Below are 22303 nucleotides of genomic sequence, written 5' to 3' on the forward strand. Positions count from 1 at the left end.
CCCCCTGCGGGTGGTCGTCGTCCGCCGGGCGACGACCACCCCGGGGAGGGGGCCTCAGCGCAGCGACGCCATCCACGCCTCGACCTCGTCGGGCGTGCGGGGCAGGGCGGCGGACAGGTTCTCCACCCCGTCGGCCGTCACCAGCACGTCGTCCTCGATGCGCACCCCGATCCCGCGCAGCTCCGCGGGAGCCAGCTCGTCCTCGGACTTGATGTAGATGCCGGGCTCGATGGTGAAGACCATGCCCTCGCGCAGCTCGGCGTCCAGGTACATCTCCTTGCGCGCCTGCGCGCAGTCGTGCACGTCCAGGCCCAGGTGGTGGCTGGTGCCGTGCGGCATCCACCGCCGGTGGAACTGCCCGTCCTCGGCGAGCGAGGTGGCCGCGTCGACGGGCAGCATCCCCCACGCCGACAGCCGGTCGGCCACGACCTTCATGGCCGCCACGTGCACCTCGCGGAACCTCACCCCCGGCCTGGCGACCGCGAACGCGGCCTCGGCGGCGTCGAGCACGGCCTGGTAGACGCGGCGCTGGGCGGGGGTGAACCGGCCGTCGACGGGCAGGGTGCGCGTGACGTCGGCGGTGTAGAGGGAGTCCACCTCCACCCCGGCGTCGACCAGCAGCAGCTGCCCCGGGGCGATGGCCCCGTCGTTGCGGATCCAGTGCAGCGTGCAGGCGTGGTCACCGGCGGCCGAGATCGTCTCGTACCCCACGCCGTTGCCCTCCACGCGCGCGGTGCCGTCGAAGGCGGCCTCCACGACCCGCTCGCCGCGGGCGTGCCCCACGGCGCGGGGCAGGACCCGCACGACTTCCTCGAACCCGCGGGCGCTGGCGTCGACGGCCTGCCGCAGCTGGGCGACCTCCCACTCGTCCTTGACCAGGCGCAGCTCCGACAGGGCCGTGACGAACTCCTCGTCGGCGCTCTCGGGCACCTGCCCGCGCAGCGGCGTCACCAGGGCGGTGACCGCCGGGTCGGCGTCGGGGACGAGCCGCAGCCCGCGGGCCTCGCGCAGCCCGGCGGTGACCTCCTCGGTGAGGGCGGTCACGTCGTGGCAGTCGATCCCCGTCTGGGCGCTCAGCGCGGGCAGGCTCGGGCGGGGGCCGACCCACAGCTCCCCGTAGCGGGCGTCGGCGAAGAACTCCTCGGCGTCGCGGCCGGCCTGCGGGCGCACGTACAGCACGGCGTCGTGGCCCTCGGACGTCGGCAGCAGCACCAGGACGGCGTCGGCCTCGCGGTCGGTGCCCAGGCCCGTGAGGTGGGCGAAGGCCGAGTGCGGCCGGAACCGGTAGTCGCAGTCGTTGGAGCGGCGCACGAGCGGGCCGGCGGGCACGACGAGCACCTCGCCGGGGAAGAGGGAGGACAGCACCGCGCGGCGGCGGGCGGCGAAGGGCGCCGACCCGGCGGCGTCGAGGTCCTCGACCGGGCGCGGGCCCCAGCCCTGGGCGATGAACCGCCGGAACGCGGCCGAGCGCGGCGTGGTGCGGTGAGACTTCTCCCCGCTCTCCTCACCGGTCTCCCCGGTGCCGTCCACCGCGGGCCCCTCGCCCTCGGGGGTCTGCAGGTCGAGCAGGTCGCCGACGCCCTGGTCGGTCTGGTCGGTCGTCGTCTGGGAGCTCACGGGTCCATCATCGCCCCGGGCGGGCCGGCTGTCGCTCCGCCCCGGGACCCGCGCGGTACCGGTGACGACGCTGCGTGAGCAGAGGTTGACGGTCGACGGTCGGGGGGGCCACCGTGGAGCATGGGCGGGACGACGCGGTGCCCCCGCTGCGACGGCGCGGTGCGGGCACCCAGCATCTGGCACTCCGGCTACACCTGCGCGGCGCACGGGGAGGTGGTCCCCCTCCAGCCGCCGCACCCGGCCGACGCCGAGCACCTGGCGTGGATCGCACGGCACTCCGACGTGCCCGTGTGGCTGCCCTGGCCCCTGCCGGACGGCTGGCTCGTCACCGGGACGCGCTGCGTGCGGGACGACAAGCACGAGGCGCAGGGCGTCGTCGTCGCCGTCTCCGGCCCGCACCACGGACCGCCCGGCTGCTCCCCGGTCGCCGACCTCCTCCTCGTCGCCGAGCAGCCCGGCACCGGCCTGGGCGCGCACCTGGCCGGGCGGGGGGACCTGGACCCCGGTGACGGCCTGGTGACCGGGCGGCCGGCGGCCCGGCTGCACGCCGCGGGCGCCGCGGCACCGCTGTGGCCGGTCCCGGCCGCCGACGACGCGGCCCGGGCCGACGACCGCACGGTCCTGGTCGGTGAGGCCGGCGGGGTCTGGCTGTGGGCGCTGCTGTGGCCCGGCGCCGCCGGGGTCGACCTGCTCGACGACCTCGAACTGGTGGACCTGCGCGACCCCGCCCACGAGCTCGACGTCCCGTGCGGGGCGCTGTCGCCCCGGTTGCGCTGGGCCGACCGGGAGGTCCCCGCCGGGACCTGACCCCCCGTCCGGCCCCGTCCGGCCCCGTCCGGCCCCGTCCGGACCCGTCCGGACCCGCGCCGGGACGGGGCAGGGCCCCGCCCGGAGTAGGCTCGTGCGGTGCGCATCGACCTGCACACGCACTCCACGGCGTCCGACGGGACACAATCCCCGGCCGACGTGATCGCCTCCGCCGCGCAGGCCGGACTCGACGTCGTCGCCCTCACCGACCACGACACGAGCTCGGGCTGGGCGGAGGCCACGGCCGCGGCCGACCGACGGGGACTGAGGTTCGTCCCGGGCGTCGAGATCAGCTGTCTGCTCCGTGGGGTGTCCGTGCACCTGCTGTCCTACTTCCACGACCCCGAGGACCCCGCCCTGGTGCGGATGCTCGCCGAGTCCCGCACCTCCCGCGAGGGCCGGGCCCGGCGCATGGTCGACCGGCTCACCCCCGACACGGGGCTGCGCTGGGAGGACGTGCAGGAGCACGTCCACGGGCCCGCCACCATCGGGCGCCCGCACATCGCCGACGCCCTCGTGGCCCGCGGTGTCGTCGCCGACCGCGACGAGGCCTTCGCGACCCTGCTGTCGGGGCGGGGCAAGTACTTCGTGCCGCAGACCGCCCCCGACCCCGTCGAGGCCGTGCGCGCGGTGCGCGCCGCCGGCGGGGTCCCGGTGATCGCGCACCCGGCGGCCTCCAAGCGGGGCAGCTGCATCGACGACGAGGACGTGGCGGCCATGGCCGAGGCCGGGATGGCCGGTCTGGAGGTCGAGCACCGCGACCACTCCGACGCCGAGCGCGCGCACCTGCGCGACCTGGCCACCGACCTGGACCTGTTCGTCACCGGCTCCAGCGACTACCACGGCGCGGGCAAGCGGAACCTGCTGGGGGAGAACACGACCCACCCCGACACCCTCGCGCGCATCGACGAGCTCGCCTCCGCGTCCCGCCTGGCTCGCCCGGCGTGAACTGGCAGCTGTTCGGGGAGAGCTTCGTCACGCTCTTCGTCATCATGGACCCGCTGGGGACCGTGCCGATCTTCCTGGGGCTGACCGCCAGCTTCAGCACCGCCGAGCGCTCGCGCGCCGCCCGGCAGGCCGTCGTCGTGGCCTTCGGCGTCATCGTCGCCTTCGCCGTCTTCGGCCAGCGCATCCTGGACTACCTGCACATCAGCCTGCCCGCGCTGCAGGCCGCCGGGGGTCTGCTGCTGCTGCTCATCGCCCTGGAGCTGCTGACCGGCAAGGGGGACGAGCCGACGAGCACCGTCGGGGTCAACGTCGCGATGGTGCCGCTGGGCACCCCGCTGCTGGCCGGGCCCGGGGCCATCGTGGCGACGATGGTGTTCGTCCAGCAGGCCCAGGACTGGGGGGACCGGGCGGGCATCGCCCTCGGGGTCGTGGCCGTCCACGTGACGCTGTGGCTGGCCATGCGGTTCGCCGGGCTGGTGCACCGCGTGCTGGGCGACTCCGGCGTCCTGCTCGTGACCCGGGTCGCCGGTCTGCTGCTGTCGGCCATCGCCGTGCAGCTGGTCGCCGACGCCGTCCGCACCTTCGTCGTCGGCGGCGCCTGAGCGTCGCCCGGGCCCACCGGACGCACGACGGGCCCCCACCCCGGCCGGGGTGGGGGCCCGTCGCGCGTGCGGGGACCGTCAGTCGGCGACCGGTTCCGGTGCCGTCTCGGTGCTCGTCCGGGTGCGTCGACGCCGGCGCGGGGCCTTCTCGGGGGCGGCCTCGGCGTCGGTGGCGGGAGCCGCGTCCGCGCTCGCGTCCGAGGAGGTGCCGGTGCCCGGCTCCACCTCGACGCCCGAGCGCGTGCGCCGGCGCGTCCGGGTGCGGCGGGGACGCTCGACGCGTTCCTCGACGACGCCCTCCTCCGGCTGCTCCTCCGCTCCGGACGAGCGACCGCCGCGGCGGGAGGCACCCGACCCGCCCGACCCGCCGGAGCGGGCGCGCCGGCCCTTGGCGGCGCCGACCTCACCGAGGTCCTCGACCTGCTCGGCCTCCAGCCCGGCGCGCGTGCGCTGGGTCCGCGGCAGCCGGCCGGTCGTGCCTGCGGGGATGGACAGGTCCTCGTACAGGTGCGGGGAGGTGGAGTACGTCTCGACGGGTTCGCCGAAGCCGAGGCCCAGGGCCTTGTCGATGAGGCTCCAGCGCGGCAGCTCGTCCCAGTCCACGAACGTGACCGCGACGCCCGTGTTGCCCGCCCGGCCGGTGCGGCCGATGCGGTGCAGGTAGGCCTTCTCGTCCTCGGGGCACTGGTAGTTCACGACGTGCGTGACGTCCTCGACGTCGATGCCGCGCGCGGCGACGTCGGTGGCGACGAGGACGTCGACCTTCCCGGTGCGGAACGCCCGCAGCGCCTGCTCACGGGCCCCCTGGCCGAGGTCGCCGTGGATGGCGGCCGCGGCGAAGCCGCGCTCGACGAGCTGCTCGGCCACGGAGGCGGCGGTGCGCTTGGTGCGGCTGAAGATGATCGTCAGCCCGCGACCGGTCGACTGCAGCATCCGGGCCAGCACCTCGACCTTGTCGAGGGCGTGGGTGCGGTAGGCGAACTGGGTGATGGCGGCGACGGTCGCGCCGTCGTCCGTCGGGTCGACCGCGCGGATGTGGGTCGGCTGGCGCATGTACGAGCGCGCCATCGCCACGACCGGGCCGGGCATCGTCGCGGAGAAGAGCATCGTCTGGCGGGCCGGGTTCGTCTGGGCCAGCAGGCGTTCGACGTCGGGCAGGAAGCCCAGGTCGAGCATCTCGTCGGCCTCGTCGAGCACGACGCACATCACGTGGGACAGGTCCAGGTGGCGCTGCTGGGCCAGGTCCAGCAGACGCCCCGGCGTACCGACGACGACGTCGACCCCCTTGGTGAGGGCCTCGATCTGCGGTTCGTAGGCGCGACCGCCGTAGACGGTGAGGATGCGCGCGGGGTAGGAGCGGCTGGCGGTGGTGAGGTCGCCGGCGACCTGCGTCGCGAGCTCGCGGGTCGGGACGATGACCAGGGCCTGCGGCTTGCCCGGCGCGCTCAGCGCGTCGTACCCGGCGTCACCGGGGACGGCGGTGCGCTGCAGCAGCGGCACGCCGAAGCCGAGGGTCTTGCCCGTGCCGGTCTTGGCCTGGCCGATGATGTCGTGCCCGGTCAGCGCCACCGGCAGCGTCATGGCCTGGATGGGGAAGGGCGTCGTGATGCCGGCGCCGGCCAGCGAGGCGGCGATGCGCGGCTCGACGCCGTGCTCGGCGAAGGTGCCGATCGTGGGCGGGGCCGGGGGCTCGTCGAGGAGGACGGGCGTGGGGTTCTCGTCGCTGGTGGTGCTCGTGTCGGTCATGCGTCTCCCGTGCGAGGGGCGAGCGCGGCCGCGTCCGCGTCCGCGGAGGACCCGTCCCAGGGGCTCAGCGAGAAGTCGGAGCCACCGGCGGGGAGCGTCGTCAGGCGGGGCGTGCAGCCGCGTCGCGGCAGTCGGCAGCCGATCGTGACTGGCGACCGGGCAACCCTGAACCCGACCATCGTAACCGGCTGCGTCGCCGGGGTGAGGAGCAGCCGGTCCCGCGGCGCGGCGCGGGACCGGCTGAGGGTCAGCTCGAGGTCGAGCTCGAGGTCAGCCCGGGGTCAGCTCAGGCCGAAGCCGACCCGGCTCTTCTCCTGGGCGCCGATGTCGACGTACCCGATCGAGGCGGCCGGCACCACGACCTGCCGGCCCTTCTCGTCGGCCAGCGACAGCACCGTTCCCGCCGACAGCGCCTGCGAGACGGCGCTCGTGATCTCCTCGCTGGTCTGGGCCGACTCGAACACCAGCTCGCGTGCGACGTTCTGCACGCCGATCCGAACCTCCACCGCAGTCCCCTCCCGGGTCGCCGATCTGGACTTGCCGCCGTCTCGCCCGAGACGGCTCCGGCTCCACGCTAGTCGCCGCCCGCGCCGGGCGGTCGCCCGGTTCGCTGCCGGCGGACGGTCGGCGCGCGCCGCGACCTCCCGCCGGGCGCGGCTGGCATGCTGCGCGGGTGCCTCCCGCCGTCCCCGCTCCCGCCCGCCGCGCCCTGCTCCTCGGCGGTGCGGGGCTGTTCCTGGCCGGCTGCACGACCGGGACCCCGACGGCCGCGCGGTCCTCGACGGCTCCGGCCGGGACCCCCGCCGAGACCTCCACGGCCCCCGCCGCACCGTCGGCCCCCGCGACCGCCACGCCGTCCACGCCGTCCACGCCGTCCACGCCGTCCACGCCCGCCCTGCCCCCGGGGCTCACCGCGGAGGACGTGCGCGCCGGGGTGCTGGGCGCCCGGGTGCCGCAGTCCGGTGGCGGTGTCCTCACCGTCGTCCCCGGCTCCTCCGAGGCCCCGCCGTCGGCGCGGGTGCGCACCGTGCGCGTGGAGGTCGAGCAGGACCTCCTCGACGCCGGCCTGCTGGACCCGGTCGCCTTCGCCGGTTTCGCCCTCGGGGTCCTCAACGACCCGCGCGGCTGGGGCGCCGGCGGGACGATGAGCTTCGCGCGCACCGACGGCGACGCGCAGATGCGCCTGGTCCTGGCCACGCCCGACACCTCCGCCGCGCTGTGCCGTCCGCTGCGCACGACAGGCACCCTGTCGTGCCGGTCCGGGGACGCCGCCGTCCTCACCTGGTACCGCTGGGTCACCGCGATCCCGGACTACGGCCCGGACCGCACCGGCTACCGGCAGTACGTCGTCAACCACGAGATCGGGCACGTCCTCGGCCACGGGCACGACCCCGCGCCGGGCCCGGGGCGCCTCGCGCCGGTGATGATGCAGCAGACGAAGGGCCTGAAGGGTGCGCTGCCCAACCCCTGGCCCCACCCCTGACCCCGTCCCCGACCCCGTCCTCGACGTCCGCCGCGTCACCACCGGCCCCTTCTGAGAGGCTGCCCGGGTGCACAGCGCGCTGCCCGCCCGGGCCGAGGAGGTCCTGGAGGTGGTCCACGCCGTCCCGACCGGCCGGGTCCTGACCTACGGCGACGTCGCCGCGCGGGTGGGGGACCGGGGGCCGCGGTTCGTGGGGAACGTGCTGCGCCGCTTCGGGTCCGACGCGCCGTGGTGGCGGGTGCTGCGCGCCGACGGCAGCGCGCCGCCGCCCCTGGCCCCGCGCGCCCTGGACCACTGGCGCGCCGAGGGCACCCCGCTGCGCCGGCTGGCCCACGACCCCGCCGACGTCCGGGTCGACCTGGACCGCGCCCGCTGGGACGCGGCGGCCTGGACGGCTCCGTGGGAGGAGGTGGGTGCCCCGTGACCGCCCCCGGACCGGGCGACCTGGTCGCCGACCTGCGCGCCGCCCGCCGCCGGTTCTCCGTGGAGTTCTCCCCCGCGCACGACGAGGCCACCGCCGAGCGGCAGTGGCGCGCCGTCGAGCGGCTCCAGGCCCTGCGGCCGGTCTTCGCCTCGGTGACCTACGGCGCCGGCGGCGGCGACCGCGCGGGCAGCGTGGAGCTGGCGACCCGGCTGGTGCGCGAGACCGACGTGCGCCCGCTGGCCCACCTCACCGCCGTCGGCCAGTCCACCGCCGAGCTCGCCGACGTCCTCGACGAGCTGGTCGCCGGCGGCGTCCGCGACGTCCTGGCCCTGCGGGGGGACCCCGACGGCGACCCCCGCGCCCCCTGGGAACCGCACCCCGAGGGCCTGCAGCACGCCGACCAGCTCGTCCGGCTGGCCCTGCAGCGCGGGGCCGGGACCGTCGGGGTGGCGGCGTTCCCGCTGGGGCACCCGGAGTCCCCCGACCTGGACACCGACCTGCGCCACCTGCTCGGCAAGGTGGCCGCCGGGGCGCGGTTCGCCATCGCCCAGCTCACGTTCGACGTGGAGGACTTCCTGCGGCTGCGCGACCGCCTCGCGGCGGCCGGGTCCGACCTGCCCGTCCTGCCGGGGCTGCTGCCCGTCACCAGCCCGCGCGTGCTGGAGGTGACCCGCCGCCTGACCGACGGCCACGAGCCGTCCTGGCTGCACCGCCGGCTCGACCCCTTCCTCGACGACCGCGGCGCCTTCCGGGAGGAGGGGATGCAGGTGGCGGTCGAGGACGGCCGGCGCCTGCTCGCCGAGGGCGTGGAGGTGCTGCACCTGTACTCCCTCAATGCCGCCTCCAACGTCGAGGCGCTCGTCACCGAGCTCGGTCTGGCCGGTCCCGAGGGGGCTCCTGACGGGGCTCCCGACGGGGCCGGTGGGGCCGGCTGACCGGTGCCGGGCCGGCTCCGCGGGCGCCGTCCAGGCCCGTGTCGGACCCCTGTGGTCCGATGACGGGGTGCTGAGGGTGGACGCGAGGGACGCAGGTGCAGCGGGGGACCCGCCGGGCGGGGGCGAGGGCCCGCGCCGGCCGCCGGTGCCCCGGCTGCGCCGCGCCGCACCGGTCGTCACCGACGGCCCCGCGGCCGACGAGCGCCAGGACGCCGTCCTCGCCACCGGCCCCGGCAGCGGCCCCCTGATCGTCCTGGGCGCCCCCGGCACCGGCCGCACGCGCACGCTGCGCGCCCTGGTCGCCGCCCGCGTCGAGCGCGACGGCGTCGACCCCGACCGCGTCCTCGTCCTGGCCCCCACGCGCCGGGCCGCTGACCTGCTGCGCGACGACCTGTCCGACGCCCTGCGCCGCACGACGGGCCAGCCCGCGGCCCGCACCCCCCAGAGCTACGCCTTCGGCGTGCTGCGGCGCGTGCACGTCCACGAGGGGGCCGCGCCGCCGCGGCTGATCTCCGGGGCCGAGCAGGACGCGATCCTGGCCGACCTCCTGCGCGGTCACCTGGCCGTCACCGCCGAGCGGGTCCCCGGCGAGCTGCCCGACGCCGACGCCGACGTCGACGGTGCCCCGGACCTCACCGGCGCGCTCACCGCCCCCGACTGGCCCGGCGACGTCCCGCGCGCCTCCTGGGGCCTGCGCAGCTTCCGCAACGAGCTGCGGGACCTGCTGATGCGCGCCGTCGAGCGGGGGCTGCGCGAGCAGGACCTCGCGGCCCTCGGCCGCCGCCACGGCCGGCCCGAGTGGGTCGCCGGGGCCGCGGTGCTGGAGGAGTACCTGGAGGTCAACGCCCTCGGGCGCGCCGAGGCGTACGACCCCGCGGCCGTCGTCGACGAGGCCGTGGCCGCCCTGCGGGCCGACCCGGGCCTGCTCGCCGCCGAGCGCGAGCGCTGGGACCTCGTGGCCGTCGACGACGCCCACGACCTGTCCGAGGCCGGGCTGCGGCTGCTCGAGGCCGTCGCCGGCGGCCGCGACCTCGTCCTGACCGCCGACCCCGACAGCGTCACGCAGGGCTTCCGCGGGGCCGACGCCCGCGCGGCCTCCGCCCTCGCCGACCGCTTCGCCGTCCGGGGCACGCCCGCGCGCACGGTCGTCCTGGGCACCGACCACCGCCAGCGGCCACGGCTGCGCGCCGTCACCCGCGCGGTGGCCGAACGGGTCGGCGCCCTGGGCGGTGCCCCGCAGCGGGCGGCCGCCCCGGCCCGCACCGGGCAGGGCCGCGTCGAGGTCGCCGTCCTGGGGTCGCCCACCCAGGAGGCCGCCTGGGTCGCCCAGCGCCTGCGCCGCCGCCACCTGCTCGACGGCGTCCCGTGGTCGCAGATGGCGGTCGTGGTGCGCTCGGCCGGGCACACCGCCGCCCTGCGGCGCGGGCTCACCCACGCCGGGGTGCCGCTGGCCGTCCCGCTGGCCGAGGTCCCCGTGCGCGACGAACCGGCCGTCCGGCCCCTGCTGGCGGCCCTGGCCGTGGTGCTCGACCCCACCGAGCTCACCGAGGCCGTGGTCCACGAGCTCGTCACCTCCCCGGTCGGCGGCGCCGACGTCGTGGCCCTGCGCCGGCTGCGGCAGTCGTTGCGGCGCAGCGAACGGGCCGACGGCGGCGGGCGCAGCAGCGACGTCGTGCTCACCGCCGCGCTGGCCGAGGTGCTCGCCGCCCCGCACGCCGATCCCGTCGAGCCCTCCGGGGACGGGCCCGCCGGGGACGGGCCCGCCGGGGATCTGGCGCGCGTGCGGGCGCAGGACCCCGCGCTGGTCCCCGCCCAGCGCGTCGCCGCCGTCCTGCGCGCCGGCCGCCGCGCCGCCCTGGCCGCCGACGCCTCGGCCGAGACGGTGCTGTGGGCGCTGTGGGACGCCTCCGGCCTGGCCGAGCGCTGGCAGCGGTCGGCGCTCGCGGGCAGCACCCTGGAGGGCGCCGACGCCGGCCGCGCCGACCGCGACCTCGACGCCGTCCTGGCCCTGTTCGAGGCCGCCGGCCGCTTCGTGGACCGCTTCCCGGGCGCCGGCAGCGCGCAGCGGTTCCTGGAGCAGCTGCGCACCGCCGAGGTCCCCTCGGACACCCTGGCCGACCGCGCCCCGGACGCCGGGGCGGTGACGCTGACGACACCGCAGGGCGCCGTGGGCCGGGAGTGGGACCTCGTCGTCGTCGCCGGCCTGCAGGAGGGGGTCTGGCCCGACCTGCGCCTGCGAGGGTCCCTCCTGGGCGCCCAGGCGCTCGTCGACGTCCTGGAGGGCCGCGACAGCGAGGGGCCCGGTGCCCGCCGGGCCGTGCTGGAGGACGAGCTGCGGCTGTTCCACGTCGCCGTCTCCCGCGCCCGCGAGGAGCTCGTCGTGACCGCCGTGCGCGCCGAGGACGAACGGCCCTCCGCCTTCGTCGACCTCGTCGCCGACCGCGCGACCGTCGCCGCCCCGGCGGGGGAGGACGGCGAGGACGAACGCCCCCTGACCCCGGTCCCGCGCGCCGTCTCGCTGCCCGCGCTCGTGGCGCGCCTGCGGCAGGTGGTCTGCGCGCCCGCGGCCCTGGAGACCCCGGCGCGGCGGGCGGCCGCCGCCGCGCGGCTGGCCGAGCTGGCCCGCGCCGGGGTGCCCGGCGCCGACCCCGGCGACTGGTACGGCCTGCAGGAGCTGACCGACGACGGCCCGCTGCACGCCCCGCAGGACCCGGTCGCGGTCTCGCCCTCGCGGGTGGAGAGCTTCGAGCGGTGCGGGCTGCGCTGGCTGCTGGAGAGCTCCGGGGCGCGGCCGGCGGACTCCGCGGGCCAGTCGATCGGCACCCTCGTGCACCGCATCGCCGCCGAGGCGCCCGAGGCGGACGCGTTCGAGCTGCGCCGGCGCCTGGACGTGCTGTGGCCCACCCTGGGGCTGCCCGACGGCTGGGTCGCCGACACCGCCCGCGCCCGCGCCGAGGGGATGGTCGACAAGCTGGCCGAGTACTACCGCGAGGCCCGCCGCGCGGGGCGCACGCTCGTCGGCGTCGAGCTCGACGTCGACGTCACCGTGGGGCGGGCCCGCATCCGCGGCCGGGTGGACCGGCTCGAGCGCGACGCCGCGGGGCGCCCGGTCGTGGTGGACCTCAAGACGGGCAGGGCGCAACCGTCGGCGGCCGACGTGGCCCGGCTCCCGCAGCTCGGCGTGTACCAGCTCGCGGCGCAGGAGGGGGCCTTCCCCTCGACCGGCGGCGCCGCCCCGGTCCCGGGCGGGGCCGCCCTCGTCCAGCTCGGGGGGACGCAGAAGAAGGCGCCGCAGCAGCACCAGGTCGCCCTCGACGACGACGAGGACCCCGGCTGGGCCCGCGAGCTCGTCGAGCACGCGGCCGCGGGGATGGCCGCCGCCACCTTCGAGGCCGTCCTGGGCCCGCACTGCGCCTCCTGCCCGGTGGTCAGCTCCTGCCCGGCCCAGGACGCCGGCCGCAGCGTCGTGCAGGAGGGGGACCGCTGATGCCCACCGCCCTGGAGATCGCCGCCCGGCTGGGCCGGCCCGCCCCGACCCCGGAGCAGGTCGCCGTCATCGAGGCCCCCGTCGAGCCGCTGCTCGTCGTCGCCGGTGCCGGCTCGGGCAAGACCGAGACCATGTCCTCGCGGGTCGTGTGGCTCGTGGCCAACGGCCTCGTCGCCCCCGAGGACGTCCTCGGGCTCACCTTCACGCGCAAGGCCGCCGGCGAGCTCGCCGAACGCGTGCGCCGCCGGCTGCGGGCCCTGCGGGCCCACGGCCTGGCGCCGGGGTCCGGCACCGGTGACGGGCTGGGCGAGGGCGAACCGGTCGTCTCGACGTACCACGCCTACGCCGCCTCCCTGGTGGGCGACCACGGCCTGCGCCTGGGCGTCGAACCGCAGTCGACGGTGCTGTCCGACGCCGGGGCGTGGCAGCTCGCCTCGGAGGTGGTGGAGACGTGGCGGGGGGACCTGCCCGCCGTCGACGCCGCCCCCGCGACGCTGACCGCGGCCCTCCTGCAGCTCGCGGGGGAGTGCGCCGAGCACCTCGTCGAGGCCGAGGACGTCGTCGGCTTCGTCGCCGAGGTCGAGGCGTTCGTGCGGACGCTGCCCAAGGACGACAAGTCCCTCGCCCGGTACGGCGCCGGTGTCCCCGGTGCCCCCTACGCCAAGGTCGCGGCCCTGCTCGGGGTCCAGCAGGCCCGCGCCCAGGTCGTCCCGCTGCTGCGGGAGTACCAGCGCCGCAAGCGCGAGGCCGACCAGCTCGACTTCGGCGACCAGGTGCTCGTGGCGGCCCGGCTGGCCCGGGAGGTGCCCGCCGTGGCCGCCACCGAACGGGCGCGGCACCGCGTCGTCCTGCTCGACGAGTACCAGGACACCAGCTACGCCCAGCTCGCGCTGCTGCGCGCGCTGTTCGGCGACGGGCACCCCGTCACGGCCGTGGGCGACCCCCACCAGTCGATCTACGGCTGGCGCGGGGCCAGCGCGGGCAACCTCGTGAGCTTCCCCGCGCACTTCCGGCGCGCCGACGACACCCCCGCCGCCCGGCTCCCGCTCGCCACGAGCTGGCGCAACGACGTCGGGGTCCTGGCCGCGGCCAACGTCGTGGCCGGGCCGCTGAACGAGGCCCTGGAGGCGGGCACCGTCGCCGTCCTGCGCCCGCGCCCGGGGGCGGGCACGGGCCGGGTCCGCACGGCGTTCGCGACGACCGTGGAGGAGGAGGCGGCCGAGGTCGCGGCGAGGATCGCCGAGGTGTGGCGGGCCGACTCCGAGCGGCTGGCCGCCGCGCGCCGGGTGCCCGGTGCCGAGGTGCGCCCGCGCCGGACCGCCGCGGTGCTGTGCCGCAAGCGCTCGCAGTTCGTCGTCCTGCAGCGCGCGTTGCGCGAGGCCGGTCTGCCGGTCCAGGTCGTCGGTCTGGGCGGTCTGCTGTCGACCCCGGAGGTCGCCGACGTCGTCGCCACGCTGCACGTCCTGCACGACCCCGGCCGCGGGGACCACCTCGCGCGCCTGCTGACGGGGGCGCGCTGGCGGCTCGGCCCCCGGGACGTGGCCGCGCTCGGCGCGTGGGCGCGCCAGCTGCAGCGCCGCCGCACCCACGCCGTGGACCCGGACGCCCCGGACCCGGACGGCGCGGGCGAGGAGCTGGACCCGGTCGACGTCGTCGTGCTGCCCGACGAGGTCGAGGCGGTGAGCCTGGTGGAGGCCCTGGACGAGCTGCCGCCGACGGGGTGGACCGGCCCGGACGGGCGGGGGCTGTCACCGCGCGCGCTGCGCCGCCTGGCGCGCCTGGCCGGGACGCTGCGGCGGTTGCGCACGCGCACCCACCTGCCGGTGGCCGACCTGGTGGGGGAGGTCGAGCGCTCGCTGCTGCTGGACGTCGAGGTCGCGGCCCGCCCGGGCGGTCCACCCTCCACCGCGCGCGGCAACCTCGACGCCCTCGCCGACGCCGCCGCGTCCTTCTCGGCCGGTGCGCCCCGGCCGGGCCTGGGCGGTTTCCTGGCCTGGCTCGACGCCGCCGAGATCCGCGAGCGGGGCCTGGAACCGGGCGCCGCCGACGTCGCCACCGACGCCGTGCAGCTGCTCACGGTCCACGCGAGCAAGGGCCTGGAGTGGGACGTGGTCGCCGTGCCGGGGCTGGTGGAGAAGAGCTTCCCGGCCACGGGCGAGACCGCCCCCGGCTGGCTGGGGGGCGCCAGCTCGCTCGGGGTGCTGCCGTACCCGCTGCGCGGGGACCGCGCGAGCCTGCCGGAGTTCGCCATCACCTCGGCCTCCACGCAGCAGGAGCTCAACGCCGCGCGCGAGGAGTTCCTCGCCGCCTGCGGGGAGCACCAGCTCGCCGAGGAGCGGCGCCTGGCCTACGTCGCGTTCACCCGCGCCAAGGAGGAGCTGCTGCTGTCGGGGGCCTACTGGGACCAGGCCACCAGGCCCCGGGACCCTTCGCGGTTCCTCCTGGAGGTCCTCCAGGCGCCACCGGGCACCGTGCCCGGGCTGGTGTCGCTGCCCCCGGCCGCGCGACCCGAGCCGGACGCGGTGAACCCGCGCACGGCGAACCCGCAGCGCGTCGTGTGGCCGCTGGACCCGCTGGCCTCGCGGCGGGTGGAGGTGGACGCCGGTGCCGCGCTCGTGCGCGCCGCCCTGGCCGGGGACGGGCCGGCGGCCGCCGAGGGGGAGGGCGAGGGGGAGGGCGACGAGGAGGTGCGGGCCTGGCGGGAGCAGACCGCCCTGCTGCTGGCCGAGCGCGCCGCGGCCCACCAGGCGCCGGGGGTCCTGCTGCCCGCCCACCTGTCGGCCTCCCGGCTCGTCGCGCTGGCGCAGGACCCGGACGCGCTGGCGCTGCAGCTGCGCCGGCCCGTGCCGCTGGAACCGCGGCCGGCGACCCGGCGGGGCACGGCGTTCCACGCCTGGCTGGAGCATCGGTTCACGGCCAGCTCGCTGCTGGACCTGGTGGACCTGCCCGGCTCGGCCGACGAGGACGCCGGCGACGACCGCGACCTGGAGGCGATGCAGCGCACCTACCTGGCCTCGGAGTGGGCCGGGCGGGACCCGGTGGCCGTCGAGGTGTCCGTCGAGACGCCCGTGGCCGACCTCGTGGTGCGCGGGCGCATCGACGCCGTCTTCGCCACGACGGGTCAGGACGGGCGCACCCGGTGGGACGTCGTGGACTGGAAGACGGGCCGTCCCCCGCAGGGGGCCGCGGCCCGGGCCCGCGACGTCCAGCTCGCCGTCTACCGGCTGGCCTGGTCGCGCTGGCACGGCGTCCCGCTGGAGGACGTCAGCGCGGCGTTCTTCTACGCCTCCACCGGGGACACCGTGCGACCGGTGGACCTGCTGGACGCCGGTGACCTCGAACGGCTGGTCCGGTCGGTGCCCGCGGCGACGGAGGGGTGAGCGGGCCGGTCAGCGGCACGGTCAGCGGGACGGGGCGTGGCCGGGCGACGGGCACGTCGCCACGTCCGTCCCGTCGTCCTCGACGGCCCCGGCGTGCTCGCGCGAGTCCAGGCGCGGCCGGTAGCCGAGGTCGGCCGTCGCGGTCCGCAGGTCCCAGTGCGGGTGCTCGGCGCCCGAGACCGCGGGGTAGACGCCGGTGACGACGGGCGTCCTCAGCGCCCGCGTCACCAGCTCGCGCAGGTCCGCCGGCCCGAGCCAGCCCCCGAGCTGGCTGCGCTTCGTCGGCACCGGGACGGTGGCCCCCAGCCGCAGGCCGATCGTGCTGAGCCCCCACCGGTGGGCGAACACCCCCGCGACGGCCTCGTCGAACGCCTTCGTCGCCCCGTACGCGCAGCACGGGGCCGGGGCCCGGGCCGGGTCGACCGGTACGTGCCCGGCCACCTCGTAGCGGCCCATCGCGTGCACCGAGCTCGCGTAGACGACCCGGCGGACCCCGCCCTCGGCCGCGGCCCCCAGCAGGGCGGCGAACCCGTCGACGTTCGGGCCGCGCAGCTCCTCCCACGTGGCGGTGGGGCTGGGGTCGCCGGCCAGGTGCACGACGGCGTCGACCCCCTCGACGGCCCGGGCGAGCAGGTCGCGGTCGCCCAGGTCCCCGGTGAGCACCTCGGCCCCGTCCGGCTCGACCCCGTCCGGTTCGGCCGGGGCCGTCCGGTCCAGCAGCCGCAGCGGCCGGTCCCGCAGCGCCGGCAGCAGCAGCCGCGCGACGTTCCCGGACGCGCCGGTCAGGAGCAGGGGGGCGGTCACGTCCCGACCCTGGCACGCCGGGCCGGGGCCGGCGAGAGGGTCACAGGTGCAGGTCGACCACGACGGCCCGGTGGTCGCTGCCGCCGACCTGCTCGATGCGCGCCTCGACGCGGACCCGTTCGTCGAGGCCGTCGGCCAGGGCGTGGTCGAGCTGGACCTTCGGGGAGGGCGCCGGGAACGTCGGGCCGGTCACGAGCGGGCGCCAGGGCAGCACGCGCCGCACGATCCCCGGGGGCAGGTTGAGGTCGCCCAGCAGCACGAGCGGCCGCGGCAGGGTGCGGGCGAAGTCGCGCACCGCGCGCAGCTGCCGCCCGGCCTGCCAGGGCGTGAAGGACAGGTGGGTGCCCAGGACGCTCAGCGGGCCGGCCGGGGTGGGCAGGACCGCCGCGACGACGGCGCGCGGCTCGTCGGGCACCAGGCGCGGACCGGAGGCGGGGTCCAGGACGGGCAGCCGCCCGCGACCGGCCGGCATCCGCAGCTCCCGGAACCCCAGCGCGGTGTCGTACCCGCCGCGCACCAGCAGGGCGATGCCGTAGGACGGTTCGCCCGGGACCGTCCGGTGGGCGTCGCGGACCCCTCGCGGCGCACCGGGGGTGCCGTGGACGGTGGCGGCGAACCAGCCGTGGGCGCCCAGCCCGGCCGCGAGCTCGGCGGTCTGGTCGGCCCCGCCGCTGCGGGGCAGCAGGTGGTCGACCTCCTGCACGGCGACGACGTCGGCGTCCAGCCGCGCCACGGCCCGCACCAGGGCGCCGGTGTCGACCCGGCCGCTGCGCAGGTCCCGTCCCGAGGCCGCGTTGACCGAGGCCAGCCGCAGACGCACCCCGCTCAGCCCAGGGGGGTGGCGTCGGCGTGGCTGGCGAGCTCGTCGAGCATCCGCCGGGCGTCCTCGACGATCTCGGCGTCCTCGGTGCGCAGCCCGAGCAGCAGCCAGCGGGCCAGGGCCAGCTCCCCGGCGAGCCGGGCCCGCAGGAGCAGGTCGGGGTCGGGGGGCTCGGGCAGGGCGTGCGCGTAGGCCTCCAGGACCGACTCCAGCGCGTCGGGGTCGGCACCCACGGCCAGCCAGGCGAAGTCGTCGGCCGGGTCGGCGATCTTGGCGTCGACCCACCCGGTGACGCCGGTGAGCCGCTCGCCGTCGGTGCGGACGTGCTCGCCCACGAGGTCGCCGTGGACGGGGGTGGCGGCGAACCGCCAGTGCGTCACGTCCTCCATGAGCGCCTCCCACCGGGTCAGCAGCCGCGGCGGCACGTGCCCGGTCCCGGCGGCGCGGTCCAGCTCCGAGAGCCGGCGGCGGCGGTACTCCTCGGCGTCGTAGACGGGCACGCCCGCCTCGCTGAAGACCGCCCCGTCGATCTGGTGCAGGGCGGCCAGCCCGGTCCCCAGGGAGGCGGCCAGGCCCGGACCCGGGCGCAGCGCGCCGGGGTCGAGCGGGTGACCGGGCAGTTCGGGGTGCACGACGCAGCGGCCGCCGTCGGGCAGCGCGAGCGTCCCGGCGACCTCGGGCACGGCGAAGGACAGCGGTTCGTGCAGCCGGTGCAGCCCGGCGAGCAGCTCGACCTCGGCGTCGAGGGCGGCCGCGGCCGCGGCCCGGCGCGGGGCGCGCACGACGTACCGGGTGCCGTCGGCGCCCACCGCGAGCGCCACGTCGAAGTCCGCGCCGTCCTCCTCGGCCGGGCCGGCCGCGACCACGTCCAGGGTGCGGACGGCGGCGGTGGCGAGGGCGGCGAGGACGCGGGGGGAGCGGGCGGGCACGCCCCCACGGTATTGCGCGGCGGCCTGCTTAGGGTGCAGGTGTGACCCCCGTGCCGCTCCCGAGCCCTCCGCTGCCCGACCTCGCCCTGTCCCGGCAGCACCTGGACCGCAACGGGGTGGACCGCGCGCCGGCCTCGCGGCTGGCCGACCTGTGGGCCTCCCCGGACACCCGCGTCCTGCGCGTGCACGCCGGCCGGGCCCCCGTCGTGACCACCCCCGAGGGGTTGCGGCTCGTGCTGCGCGCCCCCGCCGAGGTCCCGGACCCGGGGGCGGAGGACCTGCAGCTGTACCTGGGGGTCGACGACGGCGTGCACCACGTCGCGGTCATCTCCACCGAGGCCGAGCCGGAGAGCACCGACGGCGCGGCCGGCGGGGAGGAGTGGCGCGGGTTGCGCGAGGTGGGCGAGCACCTGACCGCCCGCGACGCGGGCCTGTTCACCGAGGCGCTGTCGATGGGCAACTGGCACGCGGTGACCCGGTTCTCCCCGCGCACGGGGCAGCCGCTGACGGCGACGACGTCGGGCTGGGTGAAGACCGAGCCGGACGGGCGGGAGCACTTCCCGCGCACCGACGCCGCGGTGATCATGGCGATCATCTCCCCGGACGACCGCCTGCTGCTGGGGCACCAGCCGGTGTGGCCGGCGAACCGCTACTCGGTGCTGGCCGGTTTCGTGGAACCGGGGGAGTGCTTCGAGGACACCGTGCGCCGGGAGGCGTTCGAGGAGGCCGGCATCGTCATCGGCACCGGCCTCGAGGACGTGCGCTACCTCGGCAGCCAGCCGTGGCCGTTCCCGGCCAGCCTCATGGTGGGGTTCGCGGCCCGCGCGGTGACGACGGACATCAAGGTCGACGGCGACGAGATCGCCCTGGCCCGCTGGTTCTCCCGGGAGGAACTGGCCGAGGAGCTGCGCACCGGTGGGGTCCTGCCGCCCCCGGGGGTCTCGATCGCGCGCCGGCTCATCGAGGCCTGGTACGGCGGGCCGCTGCCGGTGGAGGACCGGCCCTGGGTCTGAGGGGCCGGTCGGAGGACCTTCGCTACTCCCGCAGCAGTTCCGCGGGGTGGCGGGGGTCCTCGCACCGCAGGACGGCGCTCGCCGCCTCGGCCGGGTCCTCGTCCGCCAGGTAGCGCTGCCAGCCGCCCACGACCCGGTCGGCGTCCTGCGCGGGCACGCGGCGGCGGATCGCCGCCGGCGACGTCGTGAGGTGCACGACGGCGTCGAAACCCCACCGCAGGGTGTTCGTCAGCAGGAACGACCCGGCGAGCACCAGCACGGCGTCGTCGGGCACGTCCTCGCGCCGCGCGCGGGAGGCGCGGTCGGTGCCCGGGTCGTACAGCGAGGGCACCCACCACCGCCCGGTCGGCGCACCGAGCGGTTCGAGGACCTCCCGGTACAGGCCGGGCACGTCGAGCCAGCCCTCGAGGTAGGCGTCGGGGTCCTCGCGGCCGAACTCGAACCTCAGCGAGCGCGGTCGCCAGAACCCCTGCCACGTCGTGAGCAGGACCGGCCGCGCCGCCTCGCGCAGCGCCTGCGCCAGGTGCCCGGCGTACCAGGCGGTGTCGGCGTCGACGGCCCCGTCCACGCCCACCCGGGCCCCCGGCGGCAACGACGCGGCCCACCGGTCGGCGAACTCGCGCGGACCGGTGGGCCGGAAGGTGCTCGTCGTGGAGCCCGTCAGGAGAGCTTGGCCTTCACCTCGGCCAGGGAGGGGTTGGTGGCCGCGGAGCCGTCGGGGAACAGCAGGGTCGGGACGGTCTGGTTGCCGCCGTTGACCTGCATGACGTACTCGGCCGCGTCGGGGACCTCCTCGATGTTGACCTCGGAGTAGCTGATGCCCTCGCGGTCCATCTGCGACTTCAGGCGGCGGCAGTACCCGCACCACGTCGTCGTGAACATGGTGACGCTGCCGGCCGCCGGGGCCTCGATCGTGGACACGTCGTCCCGCTCCTTCGTTCGTCCTCACCACGGGCTGTGGATCGCTGACGCCCCGTGCAACCGCGGCGCCCGCCCGCATCTTCCCCGGTCCTGCGCCGCCCGGCCCGCCGGGTCACCCACGCCCGTCCCCACAGGCCGCGAGGAACCCCGTCGTCCACACCGCGCCGCCCCGGGTGCGGCGCAGCACCCGCGGCGTGGGGGAAGATGCCGGGGCGATGACCGACGTGACGACGAACCCGACGACCCGCGCGACCCGCCAGGACGCCGACGGCGTGCTCGACGGGCTGGACCCCGAGCAGCGCCAGGTGGCGACGACGCTCGACGGCCCGGTCTGCGTGCTGGCCGGGGCCGGCACGGGCAAGACGCGGGCCATCACCCACCGCATCGCCTACGGCGTGCACTCCGGCGCCTACGTCCCCAACCGCGTCCTCGCCGTGACGTTCACCGCCCGCGCCGCGGGGGAGATGCGCACCCGGCTGCGCGACCTGGGGGTCGCGGGCGTGCAGGCCCGTACCTTCCACGCCGCCGCGCTGCGCCAGCTGCAGTTCTTCTGGCCCCAGTCCATCGGCGGGACGCTGCCGAACCTGGTCGAGCACAAGGCCTCCCTGGTCGCTGACGCCTGCCACCGGCTGCGCATCCAGGCCGACCGGACGCGGGTGCGCGACCTGTCGGCCGAGGTCGAGTGGACCAAGGTCATGCTCGTCGACCCCGACGACTACGTGCGGGTCGCCGCCGCGGCCGGGCGCGGGGAGCCCGGGGGGCTGGACCTGGCGACCGTGGCCCGGGTCGTGCGGACCTACGAGGACGTCAAGACCGACCGCGCGGTCATCGACTTCGAGGACGTCCTGCTGCTGACGGCGGGCATCCTCGACGAGCGGCCCGAGGTCGCCGCGACCGTCCGCGAGCAGTACCGGCACTTCGTCGTCGACGAGTACCAGGACGTCTCCCCGCTGCAGCAGCGGCTGCTGGACCTGTGGCTGGGGGGCCGGCAGGACCTGTGCGTCGTCGGCGACGCCAGCCAGACCATCTACTCCTTCGCCGGGGCCACCCCCGAGCACCTGCTGGACTTCCCCCGCCGTCACCCCGGTGCCACCGTCGTGCGGCTCGTGCGCGACTACCGCTCCACCCCCGAGGTCGTGCAGCTGGCGAACTCCGTGCTCTCCCAGGCCACCGGTCTGCACGCCCGCGCCCGCCTGGAGCTCATCGCCCAGCGCCCCTCGGGGCCGCCGCCGTCGTTCACCGCCTACGACGACGACGTGGCCGAGGCGTCCGGCGTCGCCGCGCGCATCGCCGCCGAGATCCGCGCCGGACGCTCGGCCAAGGACGTCGCGGTCCTGTTCCGCACCAACGGGCAGTCCCAGGCCCTGGAGTCGGCGCTCGCCGACGCCGGGGTCGGCTACGTGGTGCGCGGCGGGGAACGCTTCTTCTCCCGCAAGGAGGTGCGCGACGCCGTCGTGCTCCTGCGCGGGGCGGCGCGGTCGGCGCTGCCCGGGCACGACCTGGGCGAGGAGACCCGCGCGGTGCTGGGGTCGGCCGGGTGGTCCCCGACGGCGCCCACGGCGGCGGGCGCGACGCGGGAGAAGTGGGAGTCGCTGCAGGCCCTGGTGGTCCTGGCCGACGAGCTGGCCCAGAAGCGGCCCGGCGCCACGGTGGCCGACCTCGTGGAGGAGCTCCTCGAACGCAGCCAGGCCCAGCACGCCCCGACCGTCGACGGGGTGACGCTGGCCTCCTTCCACGCCGCCAAGGGCCTGGAGTGGGACGTCGTGCACCTCGTGGGGGTCAGCGAGGGGCTGCTGCCGATCTCCTTCGCCGAGACGCCGGAGGAGGTGGAGGAGGAGCGCCGGCTGCTGTACGTGGGCGTCACCCGGGCCCGGGAGGGCATCCACCTGTCCTGGGCGAACTCGCGGACCCCCGGGGGCCGGGCCACCCGCAAACCCTCCCGGTTCCTCGACGCCGTCCGCCCCCAGGCCACCCCCGCGGGTCGTCGCCCGGCCGCCGGCGGGTCGGCGAAGCAGCGCAGCTCCGGTCCCATGACGTGCCGCGTGTGCGGCGGCGCGCTGAGCGTGGCGGTGGACCGCAAGCTGCGCCGGCACGCCGACTGCCCCGCCAGCTACGACGAGGCGGTGTTCGAGAAGCTGCGCGAGTGGCGCAGCGCCACCGCGAAGGCGGCGGAGGTCCCGGCGTACGTCGTGTTCACCGACGCGACCCTCATGGCCATCGCCGAGGCCGTGCCGGGCAGCACGGCCGAGTTGTCGCGCATCGGGGGCGTCGGCCCGTCCAAGCTGGAGAAGTACGGCGACGACGTCCTGGAAGTTCTCGCCGGTTGACCCCCTGATCCGTTGCGCCGCAACGGTTCAAGAGGTGGTTGAAACCGGTCGGGAAACCCG

18 protein-coding genes are annotated in these 22303 nt (G+C 77.2%); 10 read left to right on the forward strand and 8 right to left on the reverse strand.

The annotated features are described in order from the left end of the window. Positions 1-54: 54 nt before the first annotated feature. On the reverse strand, positions 55-1617 hold the full coding sequence (locus AB2L27_RS07880) for an aminopeptidase P family protein (RefSeq protein ID WP_370440923.1): 1563 nt from the start codon (positions 1615-1617) through the stop codon (positions 55-57). Positions 1618-1737: 120 nt separating this feature from the next. On the opposite strand from AB2L27_RS07880, the gene AB2L27_RS07885 reads away from it, so the two are divergent. The 3 genes from AB2L27_RS07885 to AB2L27_RS07895 all read left to right on the forward strand — a co-directional run bounded on the left by AB2L27_RS07885 (position 1738) and on the right by AB2L27_RS07895 (position 3974). Continuing rightward, a complete protein-coding gene (locus AB2L27_RS07885) occupies positions 1738-2424 on the forward strand; it encodes a DUF6758 family protein (protein WP_370440924.1) in 687 nt (228 codons plus the stop codon). A gap of 99 nt (positions 2425-2523) precedes the next feature. Further along, entirely contained in the window at positions 2524-3372 is an 849-nt protein-coding gene (locus AB2L27_RS07890) for a PHP domain-containing protein (RefSeq protein WP_370440925.1), read from the forward strand. A 44-nt stretch (positions 3373-3416) separates the two neighbouring features. After that, positions 3417-3974, forward strand: coding sequence for a MarC family protein (locus AB2L27_RS07895; RefSeq protein WP_370440987.1), 558 nt, complete (start codon positions 3417-3419; stop codon positions 3972-3974). Between the two features lie 78 nt (positions 3975-4052). Here AB2L27_RS07895 and AB2L27_RS07900 read toward each other — a convergent pair whose 3' ends face one another. Continuing rightward, positions 4053-5720 (reverse strand): DEAD/DEAH box helicase, encoded by a 1668-nt coding sequence (locus AB2L27_RS07900; RefSeq protein WP_370440926.1) that lies wholly within the window; start codon positions 5718-5720, stop codon positions 4053-4055. Between the two features lie 281 nt (positions 5721-6001). Beyond that, positions 6002-6226, reverse strand: a complete 225-nt coding sequence (locus AB2L27_RS07905) for a DUF3107 domain-containing protein (protein WP_370440927.1) — start codon at positions 6224-6226, stop codon at positions 6002-6004. A 167-nt stretch (positions 6227-6393) separates the two neighbouring features. Between AB2L27_RS07905 and AB2L27_RS07910 the strand changes: the two genes are divergently transcribed. The 5 genes from AB2L27_RS07910 to AB2L27_RS07930 all read left to right on the forward strand — a co-directional run bounded on the left by AB2L27_RS07910 (position 6394) and on the right by AB2L27_RS07930 (position 15429). Beyond that, complete coding sequence (locus AB2L27_RS07910; RefSeq protein ID WP_370440928.1) at positions 6394-7203, forward strand: DUF3152 domain-containing protein; 810 nt, start codon at positions 6394-6396, stop codon at positions 7201-7203. 67 nt (positions 7204-7270) lie between these two features. Further along, on the forward strand, positions 7271-7627 hold the full coding sequence (locus AB2L27_RS07915) for an MGMT family protein (RefSeq protein ID WP_370440929.1): 357 nt from the start codon (positions 7271-7273) through the stop codon (positions 7625-7627). Continuing rightward, positions 7624-8562 (forward strand): methylenetetrahydrofolate reductase, encoded by a 939-nt coding sequence (locus AB2L27_RS07920; protein ID WP_370440930.1) that lies wholly within the window; start codon positions 7624-7626, stop codon positions 8560-8562. Before AB2L27_RS07915 ends, AB2L27_RS07920 begins: the two co-directional genes overlap by 4 nt. Positions 8563-8638: 76 nt before the next feature. Continuing rightward, on the forward strand, positions 8639-12049 hold the full coding sequence (locus tag AB2L27_RS07925; protein ID WP_370440931.1) for an ATP-dependent helicase: 3411 nt from the start codon (positions 8639-8641) through the stop codon (positions 12047-12049). Continuing rightward, positions 12049-15429: an ATP-dependent helicase gene (locus tag AB2L27_RS07930; protein WP_370440932.1), complete on the forward strand. Its 3381-nt coding sequence runs from the start codon at positions 12049-12051 to the stop codon at positions 15427-15429. Before AB2L27_RS07925 ends, AB2L27_RS07930 begins: the two co-directional genes overlap by 1 nt. 21 nt (positions 15430-15450) lie before the next feature. On the opposite strand, the gene AB2L27_RS07935 is transcribed toward AB2L27_RS07930, so the two are convergent. The 3 genes from AB2L27_RS07935 to AB2L27_RS07945 are packed head-to-tail and all read right to left on the reverse strand — an operon-like array spanning position 15451 to position 17982. Further along, positions 15451-16233 (reverse strand): NAD-dependent epimerase/dehydratase family protein, encoded by a 783-nt coding sequence (locus AB2L27_RS07935; protein ID WP_370440933.1) that lies wholly within the window; start codon positions 16231-16233, stop codon positions 15451-15453. A 40-nt stretch (positions 16234-16273) separates the two neighbouring features. Beyond that, positions 16274-17053: an endonuclease/exonuclease/phosphatase family protein gene (locus tag AB2L27_RS07940; RefSeq protein WP_370440934.1), complete on the reverse strand. Its 780-nt coding sequence runs from the start codon at positions 17051-17053 to the stop codon at positions 16274-16276. Between the two features lie 5 nt (positions 17054-17058). After that, entirely contained in the window at positions 17059-17982 is a 924-nt protein-coding gene (locus AB2L27_RS07945; protein WP_370440935.1) for a phosphotransferase, read from the reverse strand. Positions 17983-18023: 41 nt separating this feature from the next. On the opposite strand from AB2L27_RS07945, the gene nudC reads away from it, so the two are divergent. Then, complete coding sequence (gene nudC, locus AB2L27_RS07950; RefSeq protein WP_370440936.1) at positions 18024-18995, forward strand: NAD(+) diphosphatase; 972 nt, start codon at positions 18024-18026, stop codon at positions 18993-18995. A gap of 22 nt (positions 18996-19017) precedes the next feature. Here the strand turns inward: nudC and AB2L27_RS07955 are convergent, their stop codons facing one another. Together AB2L27_RS07955 and AB2L27_RS07960 are read right to left on the reverse strand one after the other, a co-directional pair. Continuing rightward, positions 19018-19569, reverse strand: a complete 552-nt coding sequence (locus tag AB2L27_RS07955) for a nucleoside/nucleotide kinase family protein (protein WP_370440937.1) — start codon at positions 19567-19569, stop codon at positions 19018-19020. Positions 19570-19655: 86 nt separating this feature from the next. Beyond that, positions 19656-19916, reverse strand: coding sequence for a mycoredoxin (locus AB2L27_RS07960; RefSeq protein WP_367639428.1), 261 nt, complete (start codon positions 19914-19916; stop codon positions 19656-19658). A 215-nt stretch (positions 19917-20131) separates the two neighbouring features. On the opposite strand from AB2L27_RS07960, the gene AB2L27_RS07965 reads away from it, so the two are divergent. Continuing rightward, positions 20132-22243, forward strand: a complete 2112-nt coding sequence (locus tag AB2L27_RS07965; RefSeq protein WP_370440938.1) for an ATP-dependent helicase — start codon at positions 20132-20134, stop codon at positions 22241-22243. Positions 22244-22303: the final 60 nt, after the last annotated feature.

The sequence above is a fragment of the Kineococcus halophytocola genome (genome assembly GCF_041276425.1).
Lineage (GTDB): Bacteria > Actinomycetota > Actinomycetes > Actinomycetales > Kineococcaceae > Kineococcus > Kineococcus halophytocola.

Coding starts and splice junctions, on each gene's coding strand:
- AB2L27_RS07900 (WP_370440926.1), bottom strand. CDS start 5,720: ATGACCGACACGAGCACCACCAGCGACGAGAACCCCACGCCCGTCCTC.
- AB2L27_RS07885 (WP_370440924.1), top strand. CDS start 1,738: ATGGGCGGGACGACGCGGTGCCCCCGCTGCGACGGCGCGGTGCGGGCA.
- AB2L27_RS07895 (WP_370440987.1), top strand. CDS start 3,417: ATGGACCCGCTGGGGACCGTGCCGATCTTCCTGGGGCTGACCGCCAGC.
- AB2L27_RS07965 (WP_370440938.1), top strand. CDS start 20,132: ATGACCGACGTGACGACGAACCCGACGACCCGCGCGACCCGCCAGGAC.
- AB2L27_RS07930 (WP_370440932.1), top strand. CDS start 12,049: ATGCCCACCGCCCTGGAGATCGCCGCCCGGCTGGGCCGGCCCGCCCCG.